This is a genomic window from Paracoccus sp. (in: a-proteobacteria) (assembly GCF_030538655.1).
Classification (GTDB): Bacteria; Pseudomonadota; Alphaproteobacteria; order Rhodobacterales; family Rhodobacteraceae; genus Paracoccus.
In genome coordinates this window covers 1-21,717 of record NZ_JAUNTO010000033.1, presented here as the reverse complement: position 1 = coordinate 21,717, position 21,717 = coordinate 1, and the positions used below count along the sequence as shown (strand labels likewise).

20 protein-coding genes are annotated in these 21,717 nt (G+C 63.9%); 12 read left to right on the top strand and 8 right to left on the bottom strand.

Annotation, left to right across the window (positions count from 1 at the left end; all coding sequences use genetic code 11):
• Nucleotides 1-50: 50 nt before the first annotated feature.
• Entirely contained in the window at nt 51-881 is an 831-nt protein-coding gene (locus Q4G22_RS14955; RefSeq protein ID WP_303386685.1) for an ABC transporter permease, read from the bottom strand.
• 128 nt (nt 882-1,009) lie between these two features.
• On the opposite strand from Q4G22_RS14955, the gene Q4G22_RS14950 reads away from it, so the two are divergent.
• From Q4G22_RS14950 to Q4G22_RS14940, 3 genes are all read left to right on the top strand, one after another.
• Entirely contained in the window at nt 1,010-2,434 is a 1,425-nt protein-coding gene (locus Q4G22_RS14950) for a hypothetical protein (RefSeq protein WP_303386684.1), read from the top strand.
• A 6-nt stretch (nt 2,435-2,440) separates the two neighbouring features.
• Nucleotides 2,441-3,109, top strand: coding sequence for an ABC transporter ATP-binding protein (locus tag Q4G22_RS14945; protein WP_303386683.1), 669 nt, complete (start codon nt 2,441-2,443; stop codon nt 3,107-3,109).
• An 89-nt stretch (nt 3,110-3,198) separates the two neighbouring features.
• Complete coding sequence (locus tag Q4G22_RS14940; protein WP_303386682.1) at nt 3,199-4,359, top strand: NAD-dependent epimerase/dehydratase family protein; 1,161 nt, start codon at nt 3,199-3,201, stop codon at nt 4,357-4,359.
• A 61-nt stretch (nt 4,360-4,420) separates the two neighbouring features.
• On the opposite strand, the gene Q4G22_RS14935 is transcribed toward Q4G22_RS14940, so the two are convergent.
• Nucleotides 4,421-6,268 (bottom strand): ABC-F family ATP-binding cassette domain-containing protein, encoded by a 1,848-nt coding sequence (locus Q4G22_RS14935; RefSeq protein ID WP_303386681.1) that lies wholly within the window; start codon nt 6,266-6,268, stop codon nt 4,421-4,423.
• A gap of 108 nt (nt 6,269-6,376) precedes the next feature.
• Here Q4G22_RS14935 and Q4G22_RS14930 point away from each other — a divergent pair, with 108 nt between their 5' ends.
• From Q4G22_RS14930 to glmM, 6 genes are all read left to right on the top strand, one after another.
• On the top strand, nt 6,377-7,657 hold the full coding sequence (locus Q4G22_RS14930; protein ID WP_303386686.1) for an O-acetylhomoserine aminocarboxypropyltransferase/cysteine synthase family protein: 1,281 nt from the start codon (nt 6,377-6,379) through the stop codon (nt 7,655-7,657).
• Nucleotides 7,658-7,767: 110 nt separating this feature from the next.
• On the top strand, nt 7,768-10,332 hold the full coding sequence (locus Q4G22_RS14925) for a putative PEP-binding protein (RefSeq protein ID WP_303386680.1): 2,565 nt from the start codon (nt 7,768-7,770) through the stop codon (nt 10,330-10,332).
• 251 nt (nt 10,333-10,583) lie between these two features.
• Complete coding sequence (locus Q4G22_RS14920) at nt 10,584-11,222, top strand: cell wall hydrolase (RefSeq protein ID WP_303386679.1); 639 nt, start codon at nt 10,584-10,586, stop codon at nt 11,220-11,222.
• A gap of 37 nt (nt 11,223-11,259) precedes the next feature.
• Nucleotides 11,260-12,063, top strand: coding sequence for a dihydroneopterin aldolase (locus Q4G22_RS14915; RefSeq protein ID WP_303386678.1), 804 nt, complete (start codon nt 11,260-11,262; stop codon nt 12,061-12,063).
• On the top strand, nt 12,060-13,040 hold the full coding sequence (gene folP / locus Q4G22_RS14910; protein WP_303386677.1) for a dihydropteroate synthase: 981 nt from the start codon (nt 12,060-12,062) through the stop codon (nt 13,038-13,040). The genes Q4G22_RS14915 and folP overlap by 4 nt, the downstream gene beginning before the upstream one ends.
• On the top strand, nt 13,037-14,380 hold the full coding sequence (gene glmM / locus Q4G22_RS14905) for a phosphoglucosamine mutase (RefSeq protein ID WP_303386676.1): 1,344 nt from the start codon (nt 13,037-13,039) through the stop codon (nt 14,378-14,380). Before folP ends, glmM begins: the two co-directional genes overlap by 4 nt.
• 64 nt (nt 14,381-14,444) lie before the next feature.
• On the opposite strand, the gene Q4G22_RS14900 is transcribed toward glmM, so the two are convergent.
• The 6 genes from Q4G22_RS14900 to Q4G22_RS14875 form a co-directional block, all read right to left on the bottom strand.
• The gene (locus Q4G22_RS14900; protein ID WP_303386675.1) at nt 14,445-15,371 is read right to left on the bottom strand and encodes an electron transfer flavoprotein subunit alpha/FixB family protein; all 927 of its coding nucleotides are present in this window, start codon (nt 15,369-15,371) and stop codon (nt 14,445-14,447) included.
• Nucleotides 15,371-16,129 carry an electron transfer flavoprotein subunit beta/FixA family protein gene (locus Q4G22_RS14895; RefSeq protein ID WP_303386674.1) on the bottom strand — a complete coding sequence of 253 codons (759 nt, stop codon included), beginning with the start codon at nt 16,127-16,129 and terminating at the stop codon, nt 15,371-15,373. Before Q4G22_RS14895 ends, Q4G22_RS14900 begins: the two co-directional genes overlap by 1 nt.
• 106 nt (nt 16,130-16,235) lie before the next feature.
• On the bottom strand, nt 16,236-16,808 hold the full coding sequence (locus Q4G22_RS14890; RefSeq protein WP_303386673.1) for a cob(I)yrinic acid a,c-diamide adenosyltransferase: 573 nt from the start codon (nt 16,806-16,808) through the stop codon (nt 16,236-16,238).
• Between the two features lie 5 nt (nt 16,809-16,813).
• Entirely contained in the window at nt 16,814-17,011 is a 198-nt protein-coding gene (locus Q4G22_RS14885) for a twin transmembrane helix small protein (protein WP_303386672.1), read from the bottom strand.
• Between the two features lie 27 nt (nt 17,012-17,038).
• Nucleotides 17,039-17,860, bottom strand: coding sequence for an SDR family NAD(P)-dependent oxidoreductase (locus tag Q4G22_RS14880; RefSeq protein WP_303386671.1), 822 nt, complete (start codon nt 17,858-17,860; stop codon nt 17,039-17,041).
• Between the two features lie 3 nt (nt 17,861-17,863).
• Nucleotides 17,864-18,364: an SH3 domain-containing protein gene (locus Q4G22_RS14875; protein ID WP_303386670.1), complete on the bottom strand. Its 501-nt coding sequence runs from the start codon at nt 18,362-18,364 to the stop codon at nt 17,864-17,866.
• A 182-nt stretch (nt 18,365-18,546) separates the two neighbouring features.
• Between Q4G22_RS14875 and parC the strand changes: the two genes are divergently transcribed.
• From parC to Q4G22_RS14860, 3 genes are all read left to right on the top strand, one after another.
• The gene (gene parC / locus Q4G22_RS14870) at nt 18,547-20,790 is read left to right on the top strand and encodes a DNA topoisomerase IV subunit A (protein WP_303386669.1); all 2,244 of its coding nucleotides are present in this window, start codon (nt 18,547-18,549) and stop codon (nt 20,788-20,790) included.
• 155 nt (nt 20,791-20,945) lie between these two features.
• Nucleotides 20,946-21,104: a hypothetical protein gene (locus Q4G22_RS14865; RefSeq protein WP_303386668.1), complete on the top strand. Its 159-nt coding sequence runs from the start codon at nt 20,946-20,948 to the stop codon at nt 21,102-21,104.
• A gap of 207 nt (nt 21,105-21,311) precedes the next feature.
• Nucleotides 21,312-21,572, top strand: a complete 261-nt coding sequence (locus Q4G22_RS14860; RefSeq protein WP_303386667.1) for a hypothetical protein — start codon at nt 21,312-21,314, stop codon at nt 21,570-21,572.
• The last annotated feature ends 145 nt before the right edge of the window (nt 21,573-21,717 follow it).

The window sequence follows — 21,717 nt, the reverse complement described above, 5'->3', positions numbered from 1 at the left end:
CGTCGATCTCGCATGCGCTATGGCATGGATCACTTAAATGAAGACGCCGCCTAGCTGTTCAGCAAGTCACGGTGATAGCGGGTCAGCAGCACCAGACCCACTGTCATCGTCACGATGCCAAAGGCGAACACATAAGCCGGGCTGACATACCAGCCGGAATAGCTGGGATAGAACCCGTGCCGCACCTGCCCGACGATATGGATCAGCGGGTTCCACCACAGCCAGTCGCGCCAGGGCATCGGCACGGATTCGAACGGGAACAGGATACAGGCCAGAATGAACATCGGTCGGTTCAGCACCGCCCAGATCTTGTTCCATGTCGGAAAGGCCGTGCCCAGAAAACAGTTCAGCGTCCCCACCCCCGCCGCCAGCACCGTCGCCATGGCGAACCCAAGGGCGATGGGGGCGATCTGCGGGTCGGTCCGCGTGTCCATCGTCAGCACGATCCCTGTCAGCACCACATAGGCCACCAGCAGTTGCGTAATCACGTTCAAGCTCAGCCGCGCCACCAGCGCATCGACAAATGTCACCGCCGGATAGGCCAACAACCGCTGCGAATAACGGATCGAATCTGCCGTGGTGGACGAGATGTGCATGTAGAACATGAACGGCACGAGGCCGCTGGCATAGAAAATGGCAAAATTCGTTCCGATAGGCGGGCTGCGCAGCGCCAGTGAAAAGATCGTCACCAACAAGGTGATCCCGGCCACCGGCTCCAGCACGGCCCAGACATAGCCGCCCGCACTGCGACCATAGGTGGTGGACATCTCGCGCAGCATCAGGGCACCGACCGCGCGCAAGGTCGGCCAGCGGCGGCGCAGGCTGTTGATCTCGCGCAACTCGGGCTTGGCGGCGGCGGGCAGAGGTGAAACGGGTTTCATGGGCGTGACTGCCGGACAGGATTGCGGGGCGCGCAGCGTTCACAGACATATGGCCCGTCTGCGCTGGAACTGCGATGGCAGTTTATGTATGACAGGCAGTCAGAGATCAACATTCAGGCAGGCACCAAATGGCCGCGTCACATCCTCCGCCCTCGGACGGCAAACCGGAAACCCCCGCGGCCGCCGATCAGCGCCCCGGCTTTGTGACCGGCAAGGGGATGGCACCGCTGACCCCGCCGCAACAGGCCCCGGACGATGCGCCCGGCACACCGGCCACCGCCAAGCCCAAACCAACGGCCGCCCGCGCCAATGCCGCCGGTCTTGGCGTGGTTCAGGGCGGCGCAAAAGCGACCCCCGGCGCGGCCAGCCGTCAGAACAATCCAGTCAAACCCGCCGCACCGGCACGACCCGCGCCCCCCCTGCCGCCGGTTGCCCCCACAGCCAGCCCGGCCCGGCTGGGATCACGGCATGTCATGATCGCCGCCAGCTTTGTGCTGGGGGTGATGCTGCCGATCCTTCTTAGCGCATGGTATCTGTATGCCCGCGCCGTCGATCAATACGCATCCTATGTCGGCTTTTCCGTGCGCAGCGAATCCGCCGCCGCACCGGGGGAATTGCTGGGGGGCCTGGGCAATATGCTGGGCGTTTCGGGCAATTCCACCACCGACAGCGACATCCTGTACAAGTTCATGACCAGCCACGATCTGGTGTCACGCGTCAATCAGCGGCTGGACCTGCGGGCGATCTGGTCCAAGGCGCCGGGCGACCCGGTATTCGGCTATCACGGCGACGCCTCGCTTGAGGATCTGCGCCGGAACTGGGAACGCAAGGTGCGGGTCTATTTCGATAACGGCATGATCGACCTGCGGGTGCTGGCCTTTGACCCCGCCGATGCGCAGGCCATATCGCAGGCGATCATGGACGAAAGCACCGACATGATTAACGACCTGAACGCCGTCGCGCGCGAGGATACCCTGCGCTATGCCCGCGCCGAGGTCGAACAGGCGGTCGAGCGGGTAAAACAGGCCCGGCAGGATATGAACGCCTTTCGCAACCTGCATCAGATGGTCGATCCGGCGGCGGATGTGCAGATGCAGTCGGGCATCGTCGCATCCCTGCAAGGGCAGCTGGCGGAATCGCTGATCTCGCTGGCGATGCTGAAATCCAACGCACAGCCCAACGATCCGCGCGTCAGCCAGGCCGAACTGCGCATCGCCACCATCCGCGAGCAGATCGAGGACGAACGCCGCAAGCTTGGCTCATCCACCAGCAGCGGCGAGGTGCTGTCGGATGTGGTCGGCCAGTATGAGGGGCTGCTGGTTGATCGCCAGTTCGCCGAGCAGACCTATACCGCCACGCTGGCCGCGCTGGACGTGGCGCAGGCCGAGGCGCGGCGGCAGTCGCGCTATCTGGCGGCCTATGTGCGCCCGACGCTGGCGCAGCAGGCCGAATACCCCGAACGGGCCAAGCTGCTGGGCATCATCTCGGGCTTTTTGCTGCTGAGCTGGCTGATCGGGGTGCTGATCTATTACAGTCTGCGCGACCGCCGCTGAACCGCCATGGTCGTGCTGGAAAACCTGACCAAGACCTATGTGCTGCAAGGCAAGCGCAAGACCGTGGCGCAAAACATCAACGCGGTTTTCCCGACCGGCGTGTCCGTTGCCCTGCTGGGCCGGAACGGTGCCGGGAAATCGTCGCTGCTGCGAATGATCGCGGGCACCATGCTGCCAACGTCCGGGCGCATCCTGTCCACCGGCACGATCAGTTGGCCGGTGGGATTCGCCGGGTCGTTCCACGGCGATCTGACCGGCGAACAGAACTGCCGCTTTGTCGCCCGTATCTATGGCGTCGATACGGACGAGGTGATCGCCTTTGTGCGGGATTTCGCCGAAATCGGGCAGCATTTCTATCTGCCGATCCGCACCTATTCATCGGGGATGAAATCGCGACTGGCCTTCGGCGTGTCCATGGCCGTGCCATTTGACACCTATCTGGTGGACGAGGTGACGGCCGTGGGCGACGCGCAGTTCCGGGAAAAATCCAACCGTGTTTTCAATGCACGCATGGAAAAAGCCGGAGCTATCGTGGTGTCGCATAACCTGCGTTCTCTGCGCGATATATGCGAGGCCGGGGCGGTTCTGGAAAACGGGCGTCTGACCTATTACCACGATCTGACCGACGCCATCGAACACCACCGCAGCAATATGCAGGTGACCGGTCAAGTGTAACAATTTTATGTCTCATCCTTGACCCTTTCTTTCCGTTTCTTGTGCAGCTAGTGTCGCCAAGACCTTGGCAACACACAGGAAGCCGCGCGATGAAAGTCTTGGTTCTGGGCGGGGACGGGTTTTGCGGATGGCCCAGTGCACTGCATCTCTCGGCGGGTGGGCACGAGGTGGTGATCGTGGACAACCTGTCCCGCCGCAAGATCGACGTCGAGCTTGAGGCTGGCTCGCTGACGCCGATCCGTCCACTGGGGCAACGGCTGGCCGCGTGGCAAGAGGTGTCAGGAAAAACCATCCGCTTCGTCAATCTGGATGTGGCACAGGATTACGACCGGCTGCTGGCCCTGCTGAGGGACGAGGCGCCCGATGCGGTGATCCACTTTGCCGAACAACGCGCCGCGCCCTATTCGATGAAATCAAGCTGGCACAAGCGTTACACGGTCAACAACAACCTGAACGCCACCAACAACGTGCTGGCGGCGATTGTCGAAAGCAAGCAGGATATTCACCTGCTGCATCTGGGCACGATGGGGGTTTACGGTTACGGCACCGCCGGGATGCGCATTCCCGAAGGCTATCTGACAGTGCGGGTCGCAACCGAGCATGGCGATGCCGAACAGGAAATCCTGTATCCGGCGAACCCCGGCAGCATCTATCACATGACCAAGACGCAAGATCAGCTTTTCTTCTTTTATTACAACAAGAACGACAAGCTGCGGATCACCGATCTGCATCAGGGCATTGTCTGGGGCACGGAAACCGACCAGACCCGCCGCGATCCACGCCTGATTAACCGTTTCGATTATGACGGCGATTATGGCACGGTGCTGAACCGCTTTCTGATGCAGGCTGCGGTGGGGCATCCGCTGACCGTGCACGGCACCGGCGGGCAGACCCGCGCCTTTATCCACATTCAGGATACCTGCCGTTGCATCGAACTTGCGCTGCTGAACCCGCCCGCCAAGGGGGATCGCGTCAGCATCCTGAACCAGATGACCGAAACCCACCGCATCCGCGATCTGGCGCAGATGATCGCGAACCAGACCGGCGCGGAAATCGCCAATCTGCCGAACCCGCGGATCGAGGCGGATGAGAACGATCTGCATGTGGTGAACGACCAGTTCCTGGATCTGGGGCTGAACCCGATCCGGCTGGAAGATGGGCTGATGGCGGAAGTGACGGAAATCGCGCGCAAATACGCGGATCGCTGTGATCGATCCAAGATACCCTGTTTGTCGAACTGGCGGGGGTGAAGCCGGGGGCCAGCCCCCGGACCCCCGGGATATTTCTGGACAGAAGATGCCGGGCGCGGGTTTAGCCCTGCCCGGCTTGTTCCAGATTTTCCAGCGCGGTCATCCAGAGGTCTTCGGCACGGGCCATCGCCTCGCGCGCCTCGCTGTGTTTGCGGCCCCATTTCTCGGCCTCGGTCGGGTTGCCGTAGATGGCCGGGTCGGCCAGTTTTGCATCCAGCTTGTCCAGCATCTCGGTCAGCTTGGCCACGCGTTCCTCGGCGCGGCGCACTTCGGCGCGCAGGGCCAGCAGTTCATCGCGGGGGGCGCGTTTGGGGCGTTCGGGCACGGGAGCAGCAGGGGGCGGCGAGGCATCGCCTTTCAAAAGGAAGGTCCGGTAATCGTCCAGATCGCCCTGCCACGGGCTGACCGCGCCGTCTTTCACCAGCCACAGCCGGTCGGCAACCAGCCCCAAGAGGTGCATATCGTGGCTGACCAGCACCACCGCGCCGGTGTAATCGTTCAGCGCCTCGGTCAGCGCCTCGCGCGATTCGATGTCGAGGTGGTTGGTCGGCTCGTCTAAAATCAGCAGGTGCGGGGCGTCGATGGTGGCGATCAGCAGCGACAGCCGCGCCTTTTGCCCGCCGGACAGCTGGCCGACGGGCGTTTCGGCCTGCGCCTCCATCAGACCAAAGCCCGCCAGCCGGGCGCGCAGCCGCGCCGGGGCCTCGTCCGGGCGCAACCGGCGGATATGGTCCAGCGGAGTTTCATCCAAGTGCAACTCGTCCACCTGATGCTGGGCGAAATAGCCGATGCGCAGCTTGGGACTGGCAGTCACCTGCCCCTCCATCGCTGGCAGCCGCCCGGCCAGCAGTTTCGACAGCGTGGATTTGCCCTGCCCGTTCCGCCCCAGCAAAGCGATACGGTCGTCCTGATCAATGCGCAGGTTCAGCCGCCGCAGCACCGCGTGCCCGTCATAGCCGACCGCAACCCCGTCCATCGCCACAATCGGCGGCGACAGCTGGTCAGGCTGCGGAAAGCTGAATCGGAACAGCTTTGCATCCTCTGGCGCGGTGATCGGCTCCATCTTTTCCAGCATCTTGACGCGGGCCTGCGCCTGCCGCGCCTTGCTGGCCTTGGCGCGGAACCGGTCCACGAAGGATTGCAGATGTGCGCGGCGCAGATCCTGTTTCTTGGCCTCAGCTGCCTGCAAGGCGCGGCGCTGTGCGCGCAGCCGGGCAAAGCTGTCATAGCCGCCCGTGTAAAGCGTCAGAACCTTGTTTTCCAAATGCAAAATATGGCCGACGGCGCGGTTCAAAAGGCCGCGGTCATGGCTGATGACGATGACCGTATGGGGATAGCGGGCCAGATAACCCTCCAGCCACAACGCGCCTTCCAGGTCCAGATAGTTGGTCGGCTCGTCCAGCAGCAGCAGATCGGGTTGCGCCAGCAGCACCCCCGCCAGCGCAATCCGCATCCGCCAGCCTCCCGAGAAATCGCGGCTGGGGCGGGACTGGTCGGTAGTGCTGAACCCCAGCCCGTCCAGAATCGAGGCCGCCCGCGCCTCGGCCGACCAGGCGTCGATGTCGGTCAGCCGGGTTTGGATTTCGGCGATGCGATGCGGGTCGGTCGCGGTGTCCGCCTCGACCAGCAGGCCCGCGCGTTCGGTATCAGCGGCCAGAACCGTGGCCAGAACGGTCGCATCGGTCCCCGGCGCCTCTTGCGCGACGCCGCCAATGCGGGCGCGTTGGGGCAGATCGATCGACCCGCCGTCCAGCGTCAACTCGCCCCGGATCAGGCGGAACAGCGTCGTCTTGCCCGCCCCGTTCGGGCCAACCAGCCCGACCTTGTGACCGGCGGGAATGGTAGCCGAGGCATGTTCCAGCAGCGGGCGGCCCTGAATGGAAAAGGATATATCGTCGATGCGCAGCATGGGCGCGGCATGGCGCATCGGCACAGGCGCGTCAATGGGCAGCAATACTTGCCCGTTGCGGCAGCGCACGCGGACGCCTAGTCTGCCGCCATAAAAGGGGAGAGGATGATGACCCAAGGCTTTGACACCACCGCCATTCATGCCGGAGCCGAGCCGGACCCGGCCACCGGCGCGCGGCAGGTGCCGATTTACCAGACGACGGCTTATGTGTTCCGCGACGCCGAACACGCTGCCAAGTTGTTCGGGCTGCAAGAGGTCGGCTATATCTATTCGCGCCTGACCAATCCCACTGTCGCCGCGCTGCAAAACCGTGTGGCTGCGCTAGAGGGCGGTGCGGGTGCGGTCTGCTGTTCTTCGGGCCATGCTGCACAGATCATGGCGCTGTTTCCGCTGATGGCACCGGGGCGCAACATCGTCGCCTCGACCCGGCTGTATGGTGGCACGATCACGCAGTTCAGCCAGACGATCAAACGGTTCGGCTGGTCATGCAAGTTCGTCGATTTCGACGATCCGGATGCTTTGGCCGCCGCCATCGACGGTGACACCCGCGCGGTGTTTTGCGAATCGATCAGCAATCCCGGCGGCTATGTGACCGACATTCCGGCGGTCGCCGCCATCGCCGACAAGGCCGGCATCCCGCTGATCGTGGATAACACGCTGGCCACACCGTATCTGTGCAAACCGATCGAGATGGGCGCCACGCTGGTCGTTCACAGCCTGACCAAATACATGACCGGCAATGGCACCGTGACCGGCGGCGTCGTGGTGGACAGCGGCACATTCGACTGGTCGGCCAGTGACAAATTCCCCAGCCTGTCCGCGCCCGAACCCGCCTATCACGGGCTGAAGTTCCACGAGACCTTTGGCAATCTGGCCTTTACCTTTCACGGCATCGCCATCGGGCTGCGCGATCTGGGCATGACCATGAACCCGCAGGCGGCGCATTATACGCTGATGGGGATTGAAACCCTTGGCCTGCGGATGCCGCGCCATGTCGAAAACGCGGTGAAGGTGGCGGAATGGCTGGAAAACGACCCGCGCGTGACCGGCGTGACCTATGCCGGGCTGGAATCCTCGCCCTGGCATCAAACAGCGCAGCGGCTGTATCCCAAGGGCGCGGGGGCGCTGTTCACCTTTGCGGTCAAGGGCGGCTATGACGCCTGCGTGCGGCTGGTCGATCACCTCAAGCTGTTCAGCCATGTGGCCAATCTGGGCGATACGCGCAGCCTTGTGATCCATTCGGCATCCACCACCCACAGCCAGTTGACCCCCGATCAACAGCGCGCCGCAGGGGCCGCCCCCGAAGTGGTGCGCCTGTCCATCGGGATCGAGGATGCCGCCGACCTGATCGCCGATCTGGATCAGGCACTGACGGCGGCCTGCGGCTGACATGACCTTGGGGCCGCATCGCTTTGCCGGTGTGGCCCATACGCAAACATCGCGGCTACGGCGTCATTTCGCGCTTGCAGCACGCGACGGGGCGCGCAATTCTGCCCGGCATGAGCGGACGCGAACCCCTTGACCTGACCGAAATCACACCGGGTGCCGCCATCGACCGGGGGCGGCATGGCTGGCGGGCGAAATGCCTGCAACGGCTGATCCGCATGGACCTGCCGGTGCCGCAAAGCTGGGCGATCAGCAGCGAATCGGTGCGGGCCATTGCCTCGGGGCAGATCCCCCCGACCCCGGCGCTGGCCGGTCTGTTTGCCCGCACAGCCGGGCTGGTCGGTGTGCGGCCATCGGCGATGCATCCCGAATGGGGCGGGCCGGGCACGGTGCTGCATGTCGGCATGAACGACGCCTGCCACGCCCACCTGACCAAGCGCCTTGGCAAAGACGCGGCGGATGCGCTGTATCTGTCCTTCATCCAGACCTATGCGGTGCAGATCGCGCGGCTTGACCCGGATATGTTCGCCCAAGGTGGGCCGGGCGCACTGGACGATGCGATGCGGGCATGGCGCGCCGAAATGGACGAAGATTTTCCGCAAGACCCCGCCCGGCAACTGGCCGAGGTGCTGCGCGCCATGGCCCGCGCATGGGACGGGCCGACGGCACGGCTGCTGCGTCAGGCCAAGGGCGCGCCCGCCGATGCACCGCTGGGGCTGGTGGTGCAGGAAATGGCACTGGCGCTTGGCCCCGGCGTAACCGGATCGGGCACGATCCAGTTCATCGACAGCGTGACCGGCACGCCCCGCATCACCGGGCGCTTTCGCGGTCAGGAACTGGGGGCGGCGCGGGGGGCGGGTGCCGAAACGCTGTATCTGACCCGCGACGACCGCGGCCCCTCGCTCGAAGAAACGGCACCGCAGGTGTTTGCCGAACTGGTGCGCTTTGGCATCGCCGCGCGCGAGCGTCTGCGCGAGGAAATGCAGATCGAATTCATCGTCACCGATGGCATCCTGTCGATCATCGACGCCACGCGGGTGGAACGGTCCTCGCGCGCATCGGTCCGCATTGCCGTGGCCCTAGCCCGCGACGGCATCATCCCCCCGGACGAGGCGGTGATGCGCGTGCACCCACGCGCCCTGTCTGATCTGCTGCACTATCAGGTGGACCCGCGCGCGCCCCGCGACACCATCACCCGCGGCATCAACGCCAGCCCCGGTGCAGCCACCGGGCGCATCGTCTTTACCGCCGCCGCCGCGCAGGCCAGTGCCGCGCGGGGCGAGGCTTGCGTTCTGGTCCGCCGCGAAACCGTGCCCGAGGATATTCGCGGGATGCACGCCTCGGTCGCGGTGCTGACGGAACGCGGCGGCACCTCCAGCCACGCCGCCGTGATCGCGCGCGGCCTTGGCCTGCCCTGTATCGTCGGCGCGACCGGGTTAAGCATCGACACCCGTGCCCGCACGCTGCACGCCGGGGGGCGCACCCTGCGCGAAGGCGACGAGATCACCATCGACGGCACCTCGGGCGAGGTGCTGGCCGGCGCGGCGGAAATGCTGGAACCGGCGCTGGACGACAGCTTTAACCAATTGCTGGACTGGGCCGATGCCGCCCGCCGTATCGGTGTGCGCGCCAATGCCGACACGCCCGAAGACGCCCGCACCGCCCGTATGTTCAAGGCACAGGGCATCGGGTTGTGCCGCACCGAACACATGTTCTTTGACGAAAGCCGCCTGCCCGCCATGCGCGAGATGATCTTTGCCGACCGGCCCGAGGATCGCCGCCTTGCGCTGGAACGCATTCTGCCGATGCAGCGCGACGATTTCGTGGAACTGTTCACCATCATGGCCGGGCTGCCGGTCACGATCCGCCTGTTCGATCCGCCGCTGCACGAATTCCTGCCCCATGACCGCGAGGGGATGCGCGAACTGGCCGAATCGCTGGCCCTGCCCCTGTCCGAAGTCACCCGCCGGGTCGAGGCGCTGTCAGAGTTCAACCCGATGCTGGGGATGCGCGGCGTCCGTCTGGGCATCACCCTGCCCGAAATTTACGAGATGCAAGCCCGCGCCATCTTTGAAGCTACGGTCATCGCCAGCCGCAAGGACGCCCCGGTCGTGCCTGAAATCATGATCCCGCTGGTTTCCGCCATGCGCGAAGTGGAACTGGTCAAGACCCGTGTCGATGCCGTTGCCGCCAGCGTCCGCAACCAGATGCGCGCCGATTTCACCTATCGTCTGGGGGTGATGGTCGAAACCCCGCGCGCAGCGCTGCGGGCGGGCGATATTGCCGCGCATTCGGCCTTTCTGTCATTCGGCACCAACGACCTGACGCAGATGACCTATGGCCTGTCGCGCGACGATGCCGGGCGCTTTATGTCCACCTACGTCAACCAGGGCGTCTATGTCGAAGACCCGTTCCATATTCTGGACGCCGATGGCGTGGGGGAATTGCTGCTGATGGGTTGCGAGCGGGCGCGCAAGTCCAGACCGGGGATCACCCTGTCGGTCTGCGGCGAACATGGCGGCAACCCGCAATCCATCGCCTTTTGCCATCAGGCCGGAGTCGATTACGTGTCCTGTTCGCCGTTCCGGGTGCCCGTCGCCCGGCTGGCCGCCGCGCAAGAATCGATTCGCAGCCGCGACGAATCGGCCTTTGACGATTCGCCTGCCGTCTTGCGCTGATCGGTCGCTGCCGGTTCCCCCACAGCGCGCCAATTCGCTGATTCTCGCCGGATCGGCCAAATCGCATCAGCAGATTTCCGCCCGTTAACTATGTTTTTGCCCGGAAAGCGGGGCTCACGCGCCTGTGCGCTGGCATCAATGGTTACCAAAACCTTAATCACGGCCTCTGACAGCGTCCAAAATCAGGACGTCACGATTTGCAACCGCGACATATCAAGACGACACGACGCGAATTCAGAGGGATATTACCGATGATATTTGATCGAACATGGCGAAACCGCGCGTTTTTTGCCCTTGCCCTGACCGGCCTTTCGCTGGCCGCACCTGCCAATGCCAACAACGCGGCCTTTTCGTCGCGCACCGCAGAACTGCATGGTATTGCCACGCCCGACCAGATGCCCCGTGATGAACCGCTGCTGTTCACCGATGCGGAACCCGTTTCGCTGACCAACGGCCCCGAACAGGTCTATCTGACCCGCACCGCCGCCAATGCCGTCAACCAGTCGGAACTGTCCTGCATGGCCGAGGCGCTGTATTTCGAGGCGCGCGGCGAAGGTGTGCACGGACAGGCTGCCGTGGCCGAAGTGATCCTGAACCGGGTGGACAGCCGCCGCTTTCCCTCGACCGTATGCGGGGTGGTGAACCAGCGCGCGCAGTTTTCCTATACCATCGGCGGCAAGCCCCGCATCCGCAATCAGGCCGCCTATAACCGTGCGGTCGATATTGCCCGCCGCGCCCTGTCGGGCCATCCGCGCAAACTGACCGGCGGCGCGACCTATTTCCACACCACCGCCGTGCGCCCGAACTGGTCGCATCGGTTCACGCGCACCACGCGCATCGGCAACCACATCTTTTATCGTCAGGGCGGCCAGCGTCTGGCCTCGAACTGATCTTGTTTCAGGGGCGGTTTGCGGGCAAACCAGCCAAATGGACCACCCCGACCAGATACACCTGCGCGATTACGTCATCGCGGTTGACATCGGCGCGTTCCAATCGGAACGCGGCCATGAACAGCGGCTGCGATTTGACCTGACGGTCGATCTGGCCCAGCCGGTGGCCGGAGTCGACGACCATGTGGACCGCATCCTGTCCTATGATGTGCTCACCGATGCGGTGGCGCGGACTTTGGCCGACAAACGCTATAACCTGCTGGAAACCGTAGCCGAAAAGATCGCGGCCGAGGTGCTGGCCCACCCTCGCGCCGCGCGGGTGCAGGTGACGGTAGACAAGCTGGACCGGGTGCCCGGCGCGCTTGGCGTCACCATCAGCCGCAGTGCCGCCCGGATGGATGCCGACACCCCCACCGCCGCCGATCCGATGCTACGTCTGGCTCTGGCGGATGCGCCGCGGCCTGATGGTGCCGTGATCCTGATCCCCGCCGCACCGATGCTGCCGCTGCCGCAGGGTGGCAATGACCGTATGGTGGCACTGCTGGCGCTGGATCAGGCGGCATGGGCCTTGGCCGGTCGGCTGGGGCTGGATGTGGCCGACACACGCACGGAACTGGATTGGGCGGTGGCACAGCAACTGCATACGGTCTGGGCACCCACGCGCATGGTCGCCGATGAGGCGGGGTTAGAGGCCGAACCGTTCGTCTTGGCGCAGTGGCTGGCGCATCGCACTGGCGCGCGGCATCTGGAAATAGCCCTGCCGCCCGACGCACCTGCCCCGGTCAGTGGCTGCGATCCTGCGCTGAGCGTCACCCATATCACCGGCACGCCCCTGCCATGAGCGTCTATTACCGCCCCATTCCCGACCCCGACACCGCGCCATCCCGTTGGCGGCTGGCGGGGGGCTGGACAGGATTTTCATGGTTCGAACGGCTGGCCCGAGGCGCGGCCCCGGTCGTCACCGATGAGGCGCCCGAACAGGTGATTACCGCGCTGACCGCTCTACGCGCGCCGGTGCTGGGGCTGTCGATGGATGCGCCGCGCATCATGGGCATCGTCAACGCCACGCCGGACAGCTTTTCCGATGGCGGCAGCTATAACCCCGCCGCGCAGGCCCGCGCCTTACTGGTCCAAGGGGCGGATATGCTGGACATCGGCGGCGAATCCACCCGCCCCGGCGCGGCCGAGGTGCCCGCCGCAGATGAGATCGCCCGCATCATCCCCGCCATCGCTGCACTGAACGGCACACCCATTTCCGTCGATACCCGCAAGGCCACTGTCGCGGCGGCGGCGCTGGATGCGGGCGCGGGGATGGTGAATGACGTGTCGGGCTTTGACTTTGATCCGGCCCTGCCCGCGCTGGTCGCGGAACGCAGGGTGCCCGTGTGTCTGATGCACGCGCAGGGCCTGCCCGACACCATGCAGGATGACCCGCGCTATGACGATGTGCTGCTGGACGTTTACGACGCGCTGGCAGCCCGGATCGCGCGCGCGCAGGATGCGGGCATTCCGCGTGATCACATTGTGATCGACCCCGGCATCGGCTTTGGCAAGACGCAGGCGCATAATCTGGCGATCCTGCGGCGCATCTCGCTGTATCATGGGCTGGGCTGCCCGATTCTGCTGGGCGTCTCGCGCAAGCGGTTCATCGGCGCCATCGGCGGGGCCGAACAGCCCGCCGACCGCGCCCCCGGCACGCTGGCCATAACGCTGGCAGCGGTGGCGCAGGGGGTGCAACTTCACCGCGTTCACGATGTGGGCGCGATACGACAAGGGCTTGCGCTGTGGCGGGCCGTTACAAGGGAACAGATGTCATGAGTCGCAAACTGTTTGGCACCGACGGGGTGCGAGGGCAGGCCAACACCTATCCGATGACCGCAGAAATGGCCCTGCGGCTGGGGGCGGCGGCAGGCCGCTATTTCCGGCGCGACGGCAAGAACCGGCACCGGGTCGTGATCGGCAAGGATACGCGGCTGTCGGGCTATATGCTGGAAAACGCGTTGACCGCCGGGCTGACCAGCACCGGCATGAACGTGCTGCTGCTGGGTCCGGTGCCGACGCCCGCCGTTGGCTTTCTGACGCGATCCATGCGCGCCGATCTGGGCATCATGATTTCCGCAAGCCACAACCCGGCGCATGACAACGGCATCAAGTTCTTTGGTCCCGATGGCTTCAAGCTGTCGGATGAGGCCGAGATGGAAATCGAGACGCTGCTGGACGGCGACATCGCGCTAGCGCAGCCGCAGAACATCGGCCGGGCCAAGCGGATCGACGACGGGCGCGGGCGCTATGTCGAATATGCCAAGACCACGTTTCCGCAGGGGCAACGGCTGGACGGGCTGAAGGTGGTCATCGACTGCGCCAATGGTGCCGCCTATCGCGCGGCGCCGGATGTGCTGTGGGAACTGGGGGCCGAGGTGATCCCGCTGGGGGTGGAACCCAATGGATTCAATATCAACGATGGCGTCGGCAGCACCCACCCCGATGCCTGCGCGCAGGCCGTTCGGGCGCATGGCGCACATCTGGGCATTACGCTGGACGGTGATGCCGACCGGGTGATGATCGTCGATGAAACCGGCACGGTGGCCGATGGCGATCAGATCATGGCGTTGCTGGCGGGCCGTTGGGCCGAACAGGGGCGGCTGCGCGGCGGTGCGCTGGTGGCCACGGTGATGTCGAACCTTGGGCTGGAACGCTGGCTGGCCGGGCGCGGCCTGCAACTGGAACGCACCAAGGTCGGCGACCGCTATGTGGTGGAACGGATGCGCAGCGCCGGGTTCAACCTGGGCGGCGAACAATCGGGCCATATCGTGATGACCGACTATGCCACCACCGGCGACGGGCTGATAGCGGGCCTGCAATTCCTGGCCGCAATGGCCGACAGTGGCCGCCCCGCCAGCGAGTTGGTGCGCCAGTTCGAGCCGGTGCCGCAACTGTTGAAAAACGTGCGCTACTCCGCCGGGGCCGACCCGCTGTCCGCCGCTGCGGTTCAGGCCGTCATCGCCGAGGCAGAGGCACGGCTGGCTGGCTCGGGCCGCCTGCTGATCCGCAAATCCGGCACCGAGCCGCTGATCCGCGTCATGGCCGAGGCCGAAGACGAAGCCACCCTGCGCGACGTCGTGGACGGCATCTGCGCCGCCGTCGAAAAAGCCGCCTGATCCGGCCGGCCCAAACAAAAACGCCCCGGCAAAACCGGGGCGTTTCTTGTTTCTGTCAGCTGAATTACAGCTTTTCGGTCAATTCCGGCACGACGGTGAACAGATCACCCACCAGACCGTAATCGGCGATCTGGAAGATCGGCGCTTCTTCGTCCTTGTTGATCGCGACGATCACCTTGGAATCCTTCATCCCCGCAAGGTGCTGGATCGCGCCCGAGATGCCCACAGCGACATACAGTTCCGGTGCCACGACCTTGCCGGTCTGCCCCACCTGCCAGTCGTTCGGGGCATAGCCCGAATCCACCGCCGCGCGGGATGCGCCAACGGCGGCGCCCAGCTTGTCGGCCAGCGCTTCGATGATGGCGAACTGTTCCTTGGAACCAACGCCGCGCCCACCCGACACCACGCGCCCGGCCGAGGTCAGCTCGGGCCGGTCAGACTGGGCCACCTCATCCGCAACCCATTTCGACAGGCCCGGATCTTCGGCCACGGTGGCATCGGCGACAGCCGCCGAACCACCCAGCCCCGCCGCATCAAAGGACGCGGTGCGCACGGTCAGCACCTTTTTCCCATCAGACGATTTCACCGTCTGGATCGCGTTGCCAGCATAAACCGGGCGTTCAAAGGTATCCGCATCGACCACCGCCGACACGTCCGAGATAATCATCGCATCCAGCAGCGCGGCCACACGCGGCATGACGTTTTTCGCATCGGTCGTCGCCGGGGCAACGATATGCGCATAATCGCCCGCCAGCGACACGATCAGCGCCGCCGTCGGTTCGGCCAGCCGATGACCATACAGATCGTTTTCGGCAACCAGAACGCGGGCCACGCCGTCGATCTTGGCGGCTTCGTCGGCAGCCGCACGGGCCGAGGCACCGGCGCACAGCACCGTCACATCGCCCAAACCCTTGACCGCGTTCACGGCCTTGGCCGTCGCATCGACGTTCAGCACGCCGTTGGTCACTTCTCCCAGCAGCAGAACAGCCATCACACCACCCCCGCTTCTTTCAGTTTCGACACCAGTTCATCGACCGAACCAACCTTGATCCCGGCCTTGCGCCCTTCGGGTTCGCGAGTGTTGACCACGGTCAGGCGCGGGGTCACATCCACGCCGTAATCGGCAGCGGTTTTTTCATCCAGAGGCTTTTTCTTGGCCTTCATGATGTTGGGCAGCGACGCATAGCGCGGCTCGTTCAGGCGCAGGTCGGCGGTAACGATGGCGGGCAGCTTGACCTCGATGGTCTGCAAACCGCCGTCCACCTCGCGCGTGACCTTGGCGGTTTCGCCCTCGATTTCAACTTTGCTGGCAAAGGCCGCCTGACCCCAGCCCAGCAGCGCGGACAGCATCTGGCCGGTGGCGTTCATATCGTTGTCGATCGCCTGCTTGCCGGCGATGACCAGCTTGGGCTGTTCTTCCTCGACGATTTTGGCAAGGATCTTGGCGACGGCCAGCGGCTCGATGTCTTGGTGAACATCATCGGCGGCCACCACCAGAATGGCGCGGTCCGCGCCCATGGCCAGTGCCGTGCGCAGCGTTTCCGCCGCCTGTTTGACACCGATGGACACCGCAACGATTTCCGAGGCGACGCCCTTTTCTTTCAGACGGATCGCCTCTTCCACCGCGATTTCGTCAAAGGGGTTCATCGACATCTTGACGTTCGCAAGATCGACACCCGATCCGTCCGCTTTCACACGGGCCTTCACGTTATAGTCGATCACGCGCTTGACCGGCACCAGGATTTTCATCCCACTCTCCCTTATTGCGTCATCATTGTGTCAGGTTGATAGCCCCGCCGCGCGCGCAGTTACAGCGCAAAAACGACGACATGCGGCGTAGCAACGCCACGTTGCATCAGCGCGAGGCACCGGGCACCCACAGCACATCCCCCGCGCCCTGATCGTTCGCCACCCGGCTGGCCACGAACAGCCAGTCGGACAAACGGTTCAGGTAACGGACAGCGGCGGGGTTGGCATCGGCCTGCGCGGCCAGTTCGGTGGCGCGGCGTTCGGCCCGGCGACAAACGGTGCGCGACAGATGCAGATGCGCCGACAGAGCGGAACCGCCCGGCAGCACGAAACTGCGCAGCGGCGACAAGGCCGCATTCATCGCGTCGATTTCGGTTTCCAGCCGATCCACCTGCCCCTGAAGAATGCGCAGCACGGGATAGGGCGCATCGGCATCCGCGGCCATATCGGGGCGCGACAGATCGGCACCCAGATCGAACAGATCATTCTGGATCACCGACAGCCGCTGCGCCATATCTCCAGTGGCGTGCAGGCGGCACAGCCCAAGCGTGGCGTTCAGTTCATCCACGGTGCCATAGGCTTCGACGCGCGGGTCATGTTTCGCGACACGGCTGCCATCCGACAGTGCGGTATCGCCGCCATCGCCAGTGCGGGTATAGATTTTGTTCAGCACGACCATCGCGATTATCCCCTGACCCACAAAAACAACATCATCAGCGCAAAGGCCACGGCCTGCGCAATGATCCGCCACCGCATCAGCCGGTTGGCATTGCGCCGGTTGAAATCGCCGCTGCCGGTAAAACCGCCGATTCCTGTCACCAAAATCAACAGCACAGCGGCTGCGGCCAGCATGGCCAGCAGAAACAGAGGACTATCGCTCATCCGGCACCGCCTTTCCTGCGCGGCAGGTTAGCTGCGCGCGGCGAACCAGTCCAGTGCGCGGGTCGGCAACACGCGCCGCCCGATCCCCGACAGCCAGGTGGCCGTCGTCACATAATAGCGCGGTGCCGGATTGGCCGATTCCAGCGCCTGCGCGATCCGGCGACTGACCGCCTCGGGCGGCAACTCAAAACGGTCCTTGCCCGCGGGCTGGTAAAGGCGTTTGGTCAACAGACGGCGATACTGATCGACGCGGGCACTGTTTTCCCAGTCGATCCAGCGTTCGAAATGCGGGATCGAGTTAACGCGAATGCGGCTGGTGATCGGGCCGGGTTCAATCAGAACCACCTTGATCGGCGTGTCGGACATTTCCATCCGCAGCACATCCGTCAGCCCTTCCAGCGCGAATTTGCTGGCAACATAGGCCCCGCGCCAATGCAGCCCGACCAGCCCCAGAACCGACGACACATTCACGATGCGCCCCGCGCCGCGCTCACGGAAATGCGGGATCAGGCGGCAGGTCAGGTCATGGGTGCCGAACAGATTTGCCTCAAAAATGGACCGCAGACCATCGCGCGGCAAATCCTCAAGCGCGCCGGGCAGCGCAAAGGCGGCGTTGTTCACCACCCCGTCCAAAGGGCCAGCCGCCAACACCTGCTGAACGCAGTCAGCGACGCTGGCCTCATCGGCCAGTTCCAGATGAACTGCCTCCATCCCTTCGGCACGGCGGGCGGCAAGGTCTTGCTCGCGGCGGCAAGTGGCCACCACCTGCCAGCCCCGCGCCTGCATGTGCCGCGCGGCATCAAGGCCGATGCCCGATGAACAGCCAGTAATCAGAACACGCCGGGTCATGGATCAGCGCCCCCCGTCCGGCGACAGGAAATCGCCGGACATATAGCCGGTGCGGCCCTGCGCATCGCGGATCTGCACCCAATTGCCCGACCGGGGGCCAAGCACCTGCACCGGCGTTCCCCGTGTCAGCGCGCCGACCACCGCATCATTGGTGGACGGCCCGGCACGGAAATTCACCCGGTTGCCGGTGACATGCATCACCTCGGCCCCGTCGGGCACGGCCAGATCGGCGACGGCGGTCTGCGCCTGCGACTGATATTCCGGCGAGGGCCGCAGCGCCGGACCGGGATAAGGGTTCACCCGCTGCGGTGTCTGTTCGGTCACGCGGATCAGTTCCGGGCGCGCCACAGGCGTCAGTGCGTCGATCAGGCTGGTTTCGACAGCAGGGGCAACCGCCACCGGCTGGCCGGTGTCAGCCACCTCTCGCTGCCGCGCACCGGGATCACCCCAGATGGTCAGCACCGCAAACAAAACAGCAATGGTCAGGATCGTCAGTCGAATCATCGTCTCGGGTCACAACTTGGTGCGTGGGTTGCCGCTATCGTCAGAAACAACACGGGTCCAGCCCCACGCGTTCCCCTTGCTTAACATGACGGTGCATTTTGCCCCGCCAGCCGCTGATCGGCGAAGGCACTATAACGATTTTGCGCTGGACCGCAAAGCGGGTGCGCCCTATCCAAACGGCCATGTCAGACGAACCCGCCCATAACGACGATCAGAACACCGTCCCCGAACCGCTTGGCCGCGCCATTGGCGAACGGTATCTGACCTATGCGCTGTCCACGATCATGCACCGCGCCCTGCCCGACGCCCGTGACGGGTTAAAGCCGGTGCATCGCCGCATCCTGTATGCCATGCGCGAATTGCGGCTGTCGCCAACTGGCGCCTTTCGCAAATCGGCCAAGATTACCGGCGATGTGATGGGCAACTATCACCCGCATGGCGATGCGGCGATCTATGACGCCATGGCACGGCTGGCCCAGGATTTCGCCATGCGTTACCCGCTGGTCGATGGTCAGGGCAATTTCGGCAATATCGACGGCGACAACCCCGCCGCCAGCCGCTATACCGAGGCGCGGATGGCAGAACCGTCCGAGGCATTGCTGGAAGGTCTGGCCGAAAACGCCGTCGATTTCCGCCCCAACTATGACGGCACGCTGACCGAACCCGTGGTGCTGCCCGCCGCCTTTCCAAACCTGCTGTGCAACGGCGCGTCGGGCATCGCGGTGGGGATGGCCACCAACATTCCGCCTCATAACCTGCACGACGTCATCGACGCCTGCCTGCATCTGATAAAAACCCCCGACGCCCGCGACGACACGCTGGCCGGGATCATTCAGGGACCAGATTTCCCCACCGGCGGCGTTCTGGTTGAAACGCGGCAGTCGATCGCCGACAGCTATCGCACCGGGCGTGGCGCCTTTCGTCTGCGTGCCCGCTGGCAGGTCGAGGATCTGGGCCGTGGCCAGTGGCAGGTCGTTGTCACCGAAATCCCCTATCAGGTGCAGAAATCCCGCCTGATCGAGAGGTTGGCCGAACTGATTCAAACCCGCAAGGTGCCGATTCTGGCCGATGTGCGCGACGAATCAGCCGATGACATCCGCATCGTTCTGGAACCGCGCACCCGCAGCGTGGATGCGGCGCAGATGATGGCGGCGCTGTTCCGGGTGTCTGATCTGGAAATCCGCTTCAGCCTGAATATGAACGTGCTGATTGACGGCCGCGTGCCCAAGGTCTGTTCCCTGCGCGAGGTGCTGCGCGCCTTTCTGGACCACCGGCGCGAGGTGCTGATCCGCCGCTCGCAGCACCGCCTGGACAAGATCGCCGCCCGGCTTGAGGTGCTGGAAGGCTATCTGATCGCCTATCTGAACCTTGACCGCGTGATCGAGATCATCCGGTTCGAGGATGATCCCAAGGCGGTGATGATCGCCGAGTTCGGCCTGTCGGATACACAGGTCGAGGCGATTCTGAACATGCGCCTGCGCGCCCTGCGCAAGCTGGAAGAGATCGAACTGCGCGCCGAACGCGACAGCCTGATCGCCGAACGCGACGCGCTGGCCGCGATGCTGGCCGATGATGCCGCGCAATGGGGCCGCATCACCGAAGAACTGAAAGAGGTGCGTGGTAAATTCGGCAAATCCCACCCCGCAGGCCAGCGCCGCACCGAAATCACCGAGGCCGAGGACGTTCAGCCCATCGACCTTGACGCGATGATCGAGCGCGAGCCACTGACCGTGATCCTGTCGAAAATGGGCTGGATCAGGGCGATGAAGGGGCATCAGCCGCTGGACGCCGAGGTAAAATTCCGCGACGGCGACGGGCCCTTGCTGGCGCTACACGCCGAAACCACCGACAAGCTGATGCTGTTCGCCTCGAACGGGCGGTTCTACACGCTGCCCGCCCATAACCTGCCCGGCGGGCGTGGCCTTGGCGAACCCCTGCGCCTGATGATCGACCTGCCGAACGAGGCCGAGGTCATCGCCCTGTTCCCCTGGCGCGAGGGCGAAAAATATCTGGTCGCATCAAAGGCAGGCGACGGGTTTGTCGTGGGTGCCGCCGATATTCTGGCGCAGACGAAAACCGGCAAACAGGTGCTGAACGGCGAAGCTTTACTGTGCCGCCCGGTCCACGGCGACCACATCGCGGTCGTCGGCACCAACCGCAAGCTGCTGATCTTCCCTCTGACCGAGTTGCCGGAAATGGCCCGTGGCAAGGGCGTGCGGCTGCAAAAATACCGTGACGGCGGCGGGTTACTGGCCGAAAGCCAACTGTCCGACGCCCGCTTTGTCACGCTGGCCGAAGGGCTAAGCTGGCCCATGGGTGGCGGCAAAACCCGCACCGAACCCGACCTGACCGAATGGCTGGGCAAACGCGCCAGCGCAGGCCGGATGGCACCAAGGGGTTTTCCGAGGGATAATCGGTTCGGGTGAGATGGAAATGATGGACAGTTTCCTGCCGGGGTCGGCGAAAAATTGCAACATTATGTCTATCGCCTGATTGATCCCAGAAACGGTGAGACCTTTTACATCGCAAGGGCAAAGGCAACCGTCTGTTTCAGCATGTCAACGCGACCAAAACCGGCGATGTGCCCCGTGAATCGGATGCAGACTCACAAGAAAATACGGCAGGCGAAGACGAAGAAAACCTGAAGGTCAAACGCATCAACGACATTCGCCGCACCGGGCTGCATGTTGTTCACATTATTCACCGCCACGGCATTCAGGATATAAAAAACCGCTTATGAGATCGAGGCAGCACTGATCGACGCCTATGCGGGCCTGTCCAATATCAGCGCCGGTCATTACAGCAATGATCGTGGCCCGATGCATGCATTGGAAATCGTCAAGAAATATGCGCTGGAAGAGGTCACGCCGCGCGATGGCGACCGGCTAGAGCTTATCAATGATAAAACTCTGCCGATCATAACTCGGACGATGAACTTTATGATCGCGTGCGCTATGCGTGGCGCGTGTCAAAATGGTGCGTCGAACAGGCCGATTTCGTGCTTGCCGTCATTCATGGTGTCGTGCACGGCATCTTTGTGCTTGAAGCATGGCTGCCTGCGACGCCCGAGAACTTTCCGCCGCCACGCTTTACCGAACCCAACTCTCCGCGATGGGACTTTCGCGGTCGCAAAGCTGATAGTGAAACTTGGGAACATTACGTCGGCAAGAACGGCAAGCGTCTGCCAAATAACATGCGCCACAGCTAGAACCCCGTCCGCTATCACAACGTGTAAAGTCCGCTGCATCTTCTGTCTGGAAATATCCCGCGGGGGTGCGGGGGCGCGAAGCCCCCGCTGCAACACCTAGACGGCGTCTTCATTTAAGGATTCCCTTGTCATTCGAGTTCTGATT

Coding starts and splice junctions, on each gene's coding strand:
- Q4G22_RS14895 (WP_303386674.1), bottom strand. CDS start 16,129: ATGAAAATCCTGGTGCCGGTCAAGCGCGTGATCGACTATAACGTGAAG.
- Q4G22_RS14890 (WP_303386673.1), bottom strand. CDS start 16,808: ATGGTCGTGCTGAACAAAATCTATACCCGCACTGGCGATGGCGGCGAT.
- Q4G22_RS14925 (WP_303386680.1), top strand. CDS start 7,768: ATGAGCGGACGCGAACCCCTTGACCTGACCGAAATCACACCGGGTGCC.
- Q4G22_RS14930 (WP_303386686.1), top strand. CDS start 6,377: ATGACCCAAGGCTTTGACACCACCGCCATTCATGCCGGAGCCGAGCCG.
- Q4G22_RS14885 (WP_303386672.1), bottom strand. CDS start 17,011: ATGAGCGATAGTCCTCTGTTTCTGCTGGCCATGCTGGCCGCAGCCGCT.
- Q4G22_RS14955 (WP_303386685.1), bottom strand. CDS start 881: ATGAAACCCGTTTCACCTCTGCCCGCCGCCGCCAAGCCCGAGTTGCGC.
- Q4G22_RS14920 (WP_303386679.1), top strand. CDS start 10,584: ATGATATTTGATCGAACATGGCGAAACCGCGCGTTTTTTGCCCTTGCC.
- Q4G22_RS14950 (WP_303386684.1), top strand. CDS start 1,010: ATGGCCGCGTCACATCCTCCGCCCTCGGACGGCAAACCGGAAACCCCC.
- Q4G22_RS14900 (WP_303386675.1), bottom strand. CDS start 15,371: ATGGCTGTTCTGCTGCTGGGAGAAGTGACCAACGGCGTGCTGAACGTC.
- Q4G22_RS14940 (WP_303386682.1), top strand. CDS start 3,199: ATGAAAGTCTTGGTTCTGGGCGGGGACGGGTTTTGCGGATGGCCCAGT.
- Q4G22_RS14880 (WP_303386671.1), bottom strand. CDS start 17,860: ATGACCCGGCGTGTTCTGATTACTGGCTGTTCATCGGGCATCGGCCTT.
- Q4G22_RS14875 (WP_303386670.1), bottom strand. CDS start 18,364: ATGATTCGACTGACGATCCTGACCATTGCTGTTTTGTTTGCGGTGCTG.
- Q4G22_RS14945 (WP_303386683.1), top strand. CDS start 2,441: ATGGTCGTGCTGGAAAACCTGACCAAGACCTATGTGCTGCAAGGCAAG.
- Q4G22_RS14915 (WP_303386678.1), top strand. CDS start 11,260: ATGGACCACCCCGACCAGATACACCTGCGCGATTACGTCATCGCGGTT.
- Q4G22_RS14935 (WP_303386681.1), bottom strand. CDS start 6,268: ATGCTGCGCATCGACGATATATCCTTTTCCATTCAGGGCCGCCCGCTG.
- parC (WP_303386669.1), top strand. CDS start 18,547: ATGTCAGACGAACCCGCCCATAACGACGATCAGAACACCGTCCCCGAA.
- folP (WP_303386677.1), top strand. CDS start 12,060: ATGAGCGTCTATTACCGCCCCATTCCCGACCCCGACACCGCGCCATCC.
- glmM (WP_303386676.1), top strand. CDS start 13,037: ATGAGTCGCAAACTGTTTGGCACCGACGGGGTGCGAGGGCAGGCCAAC.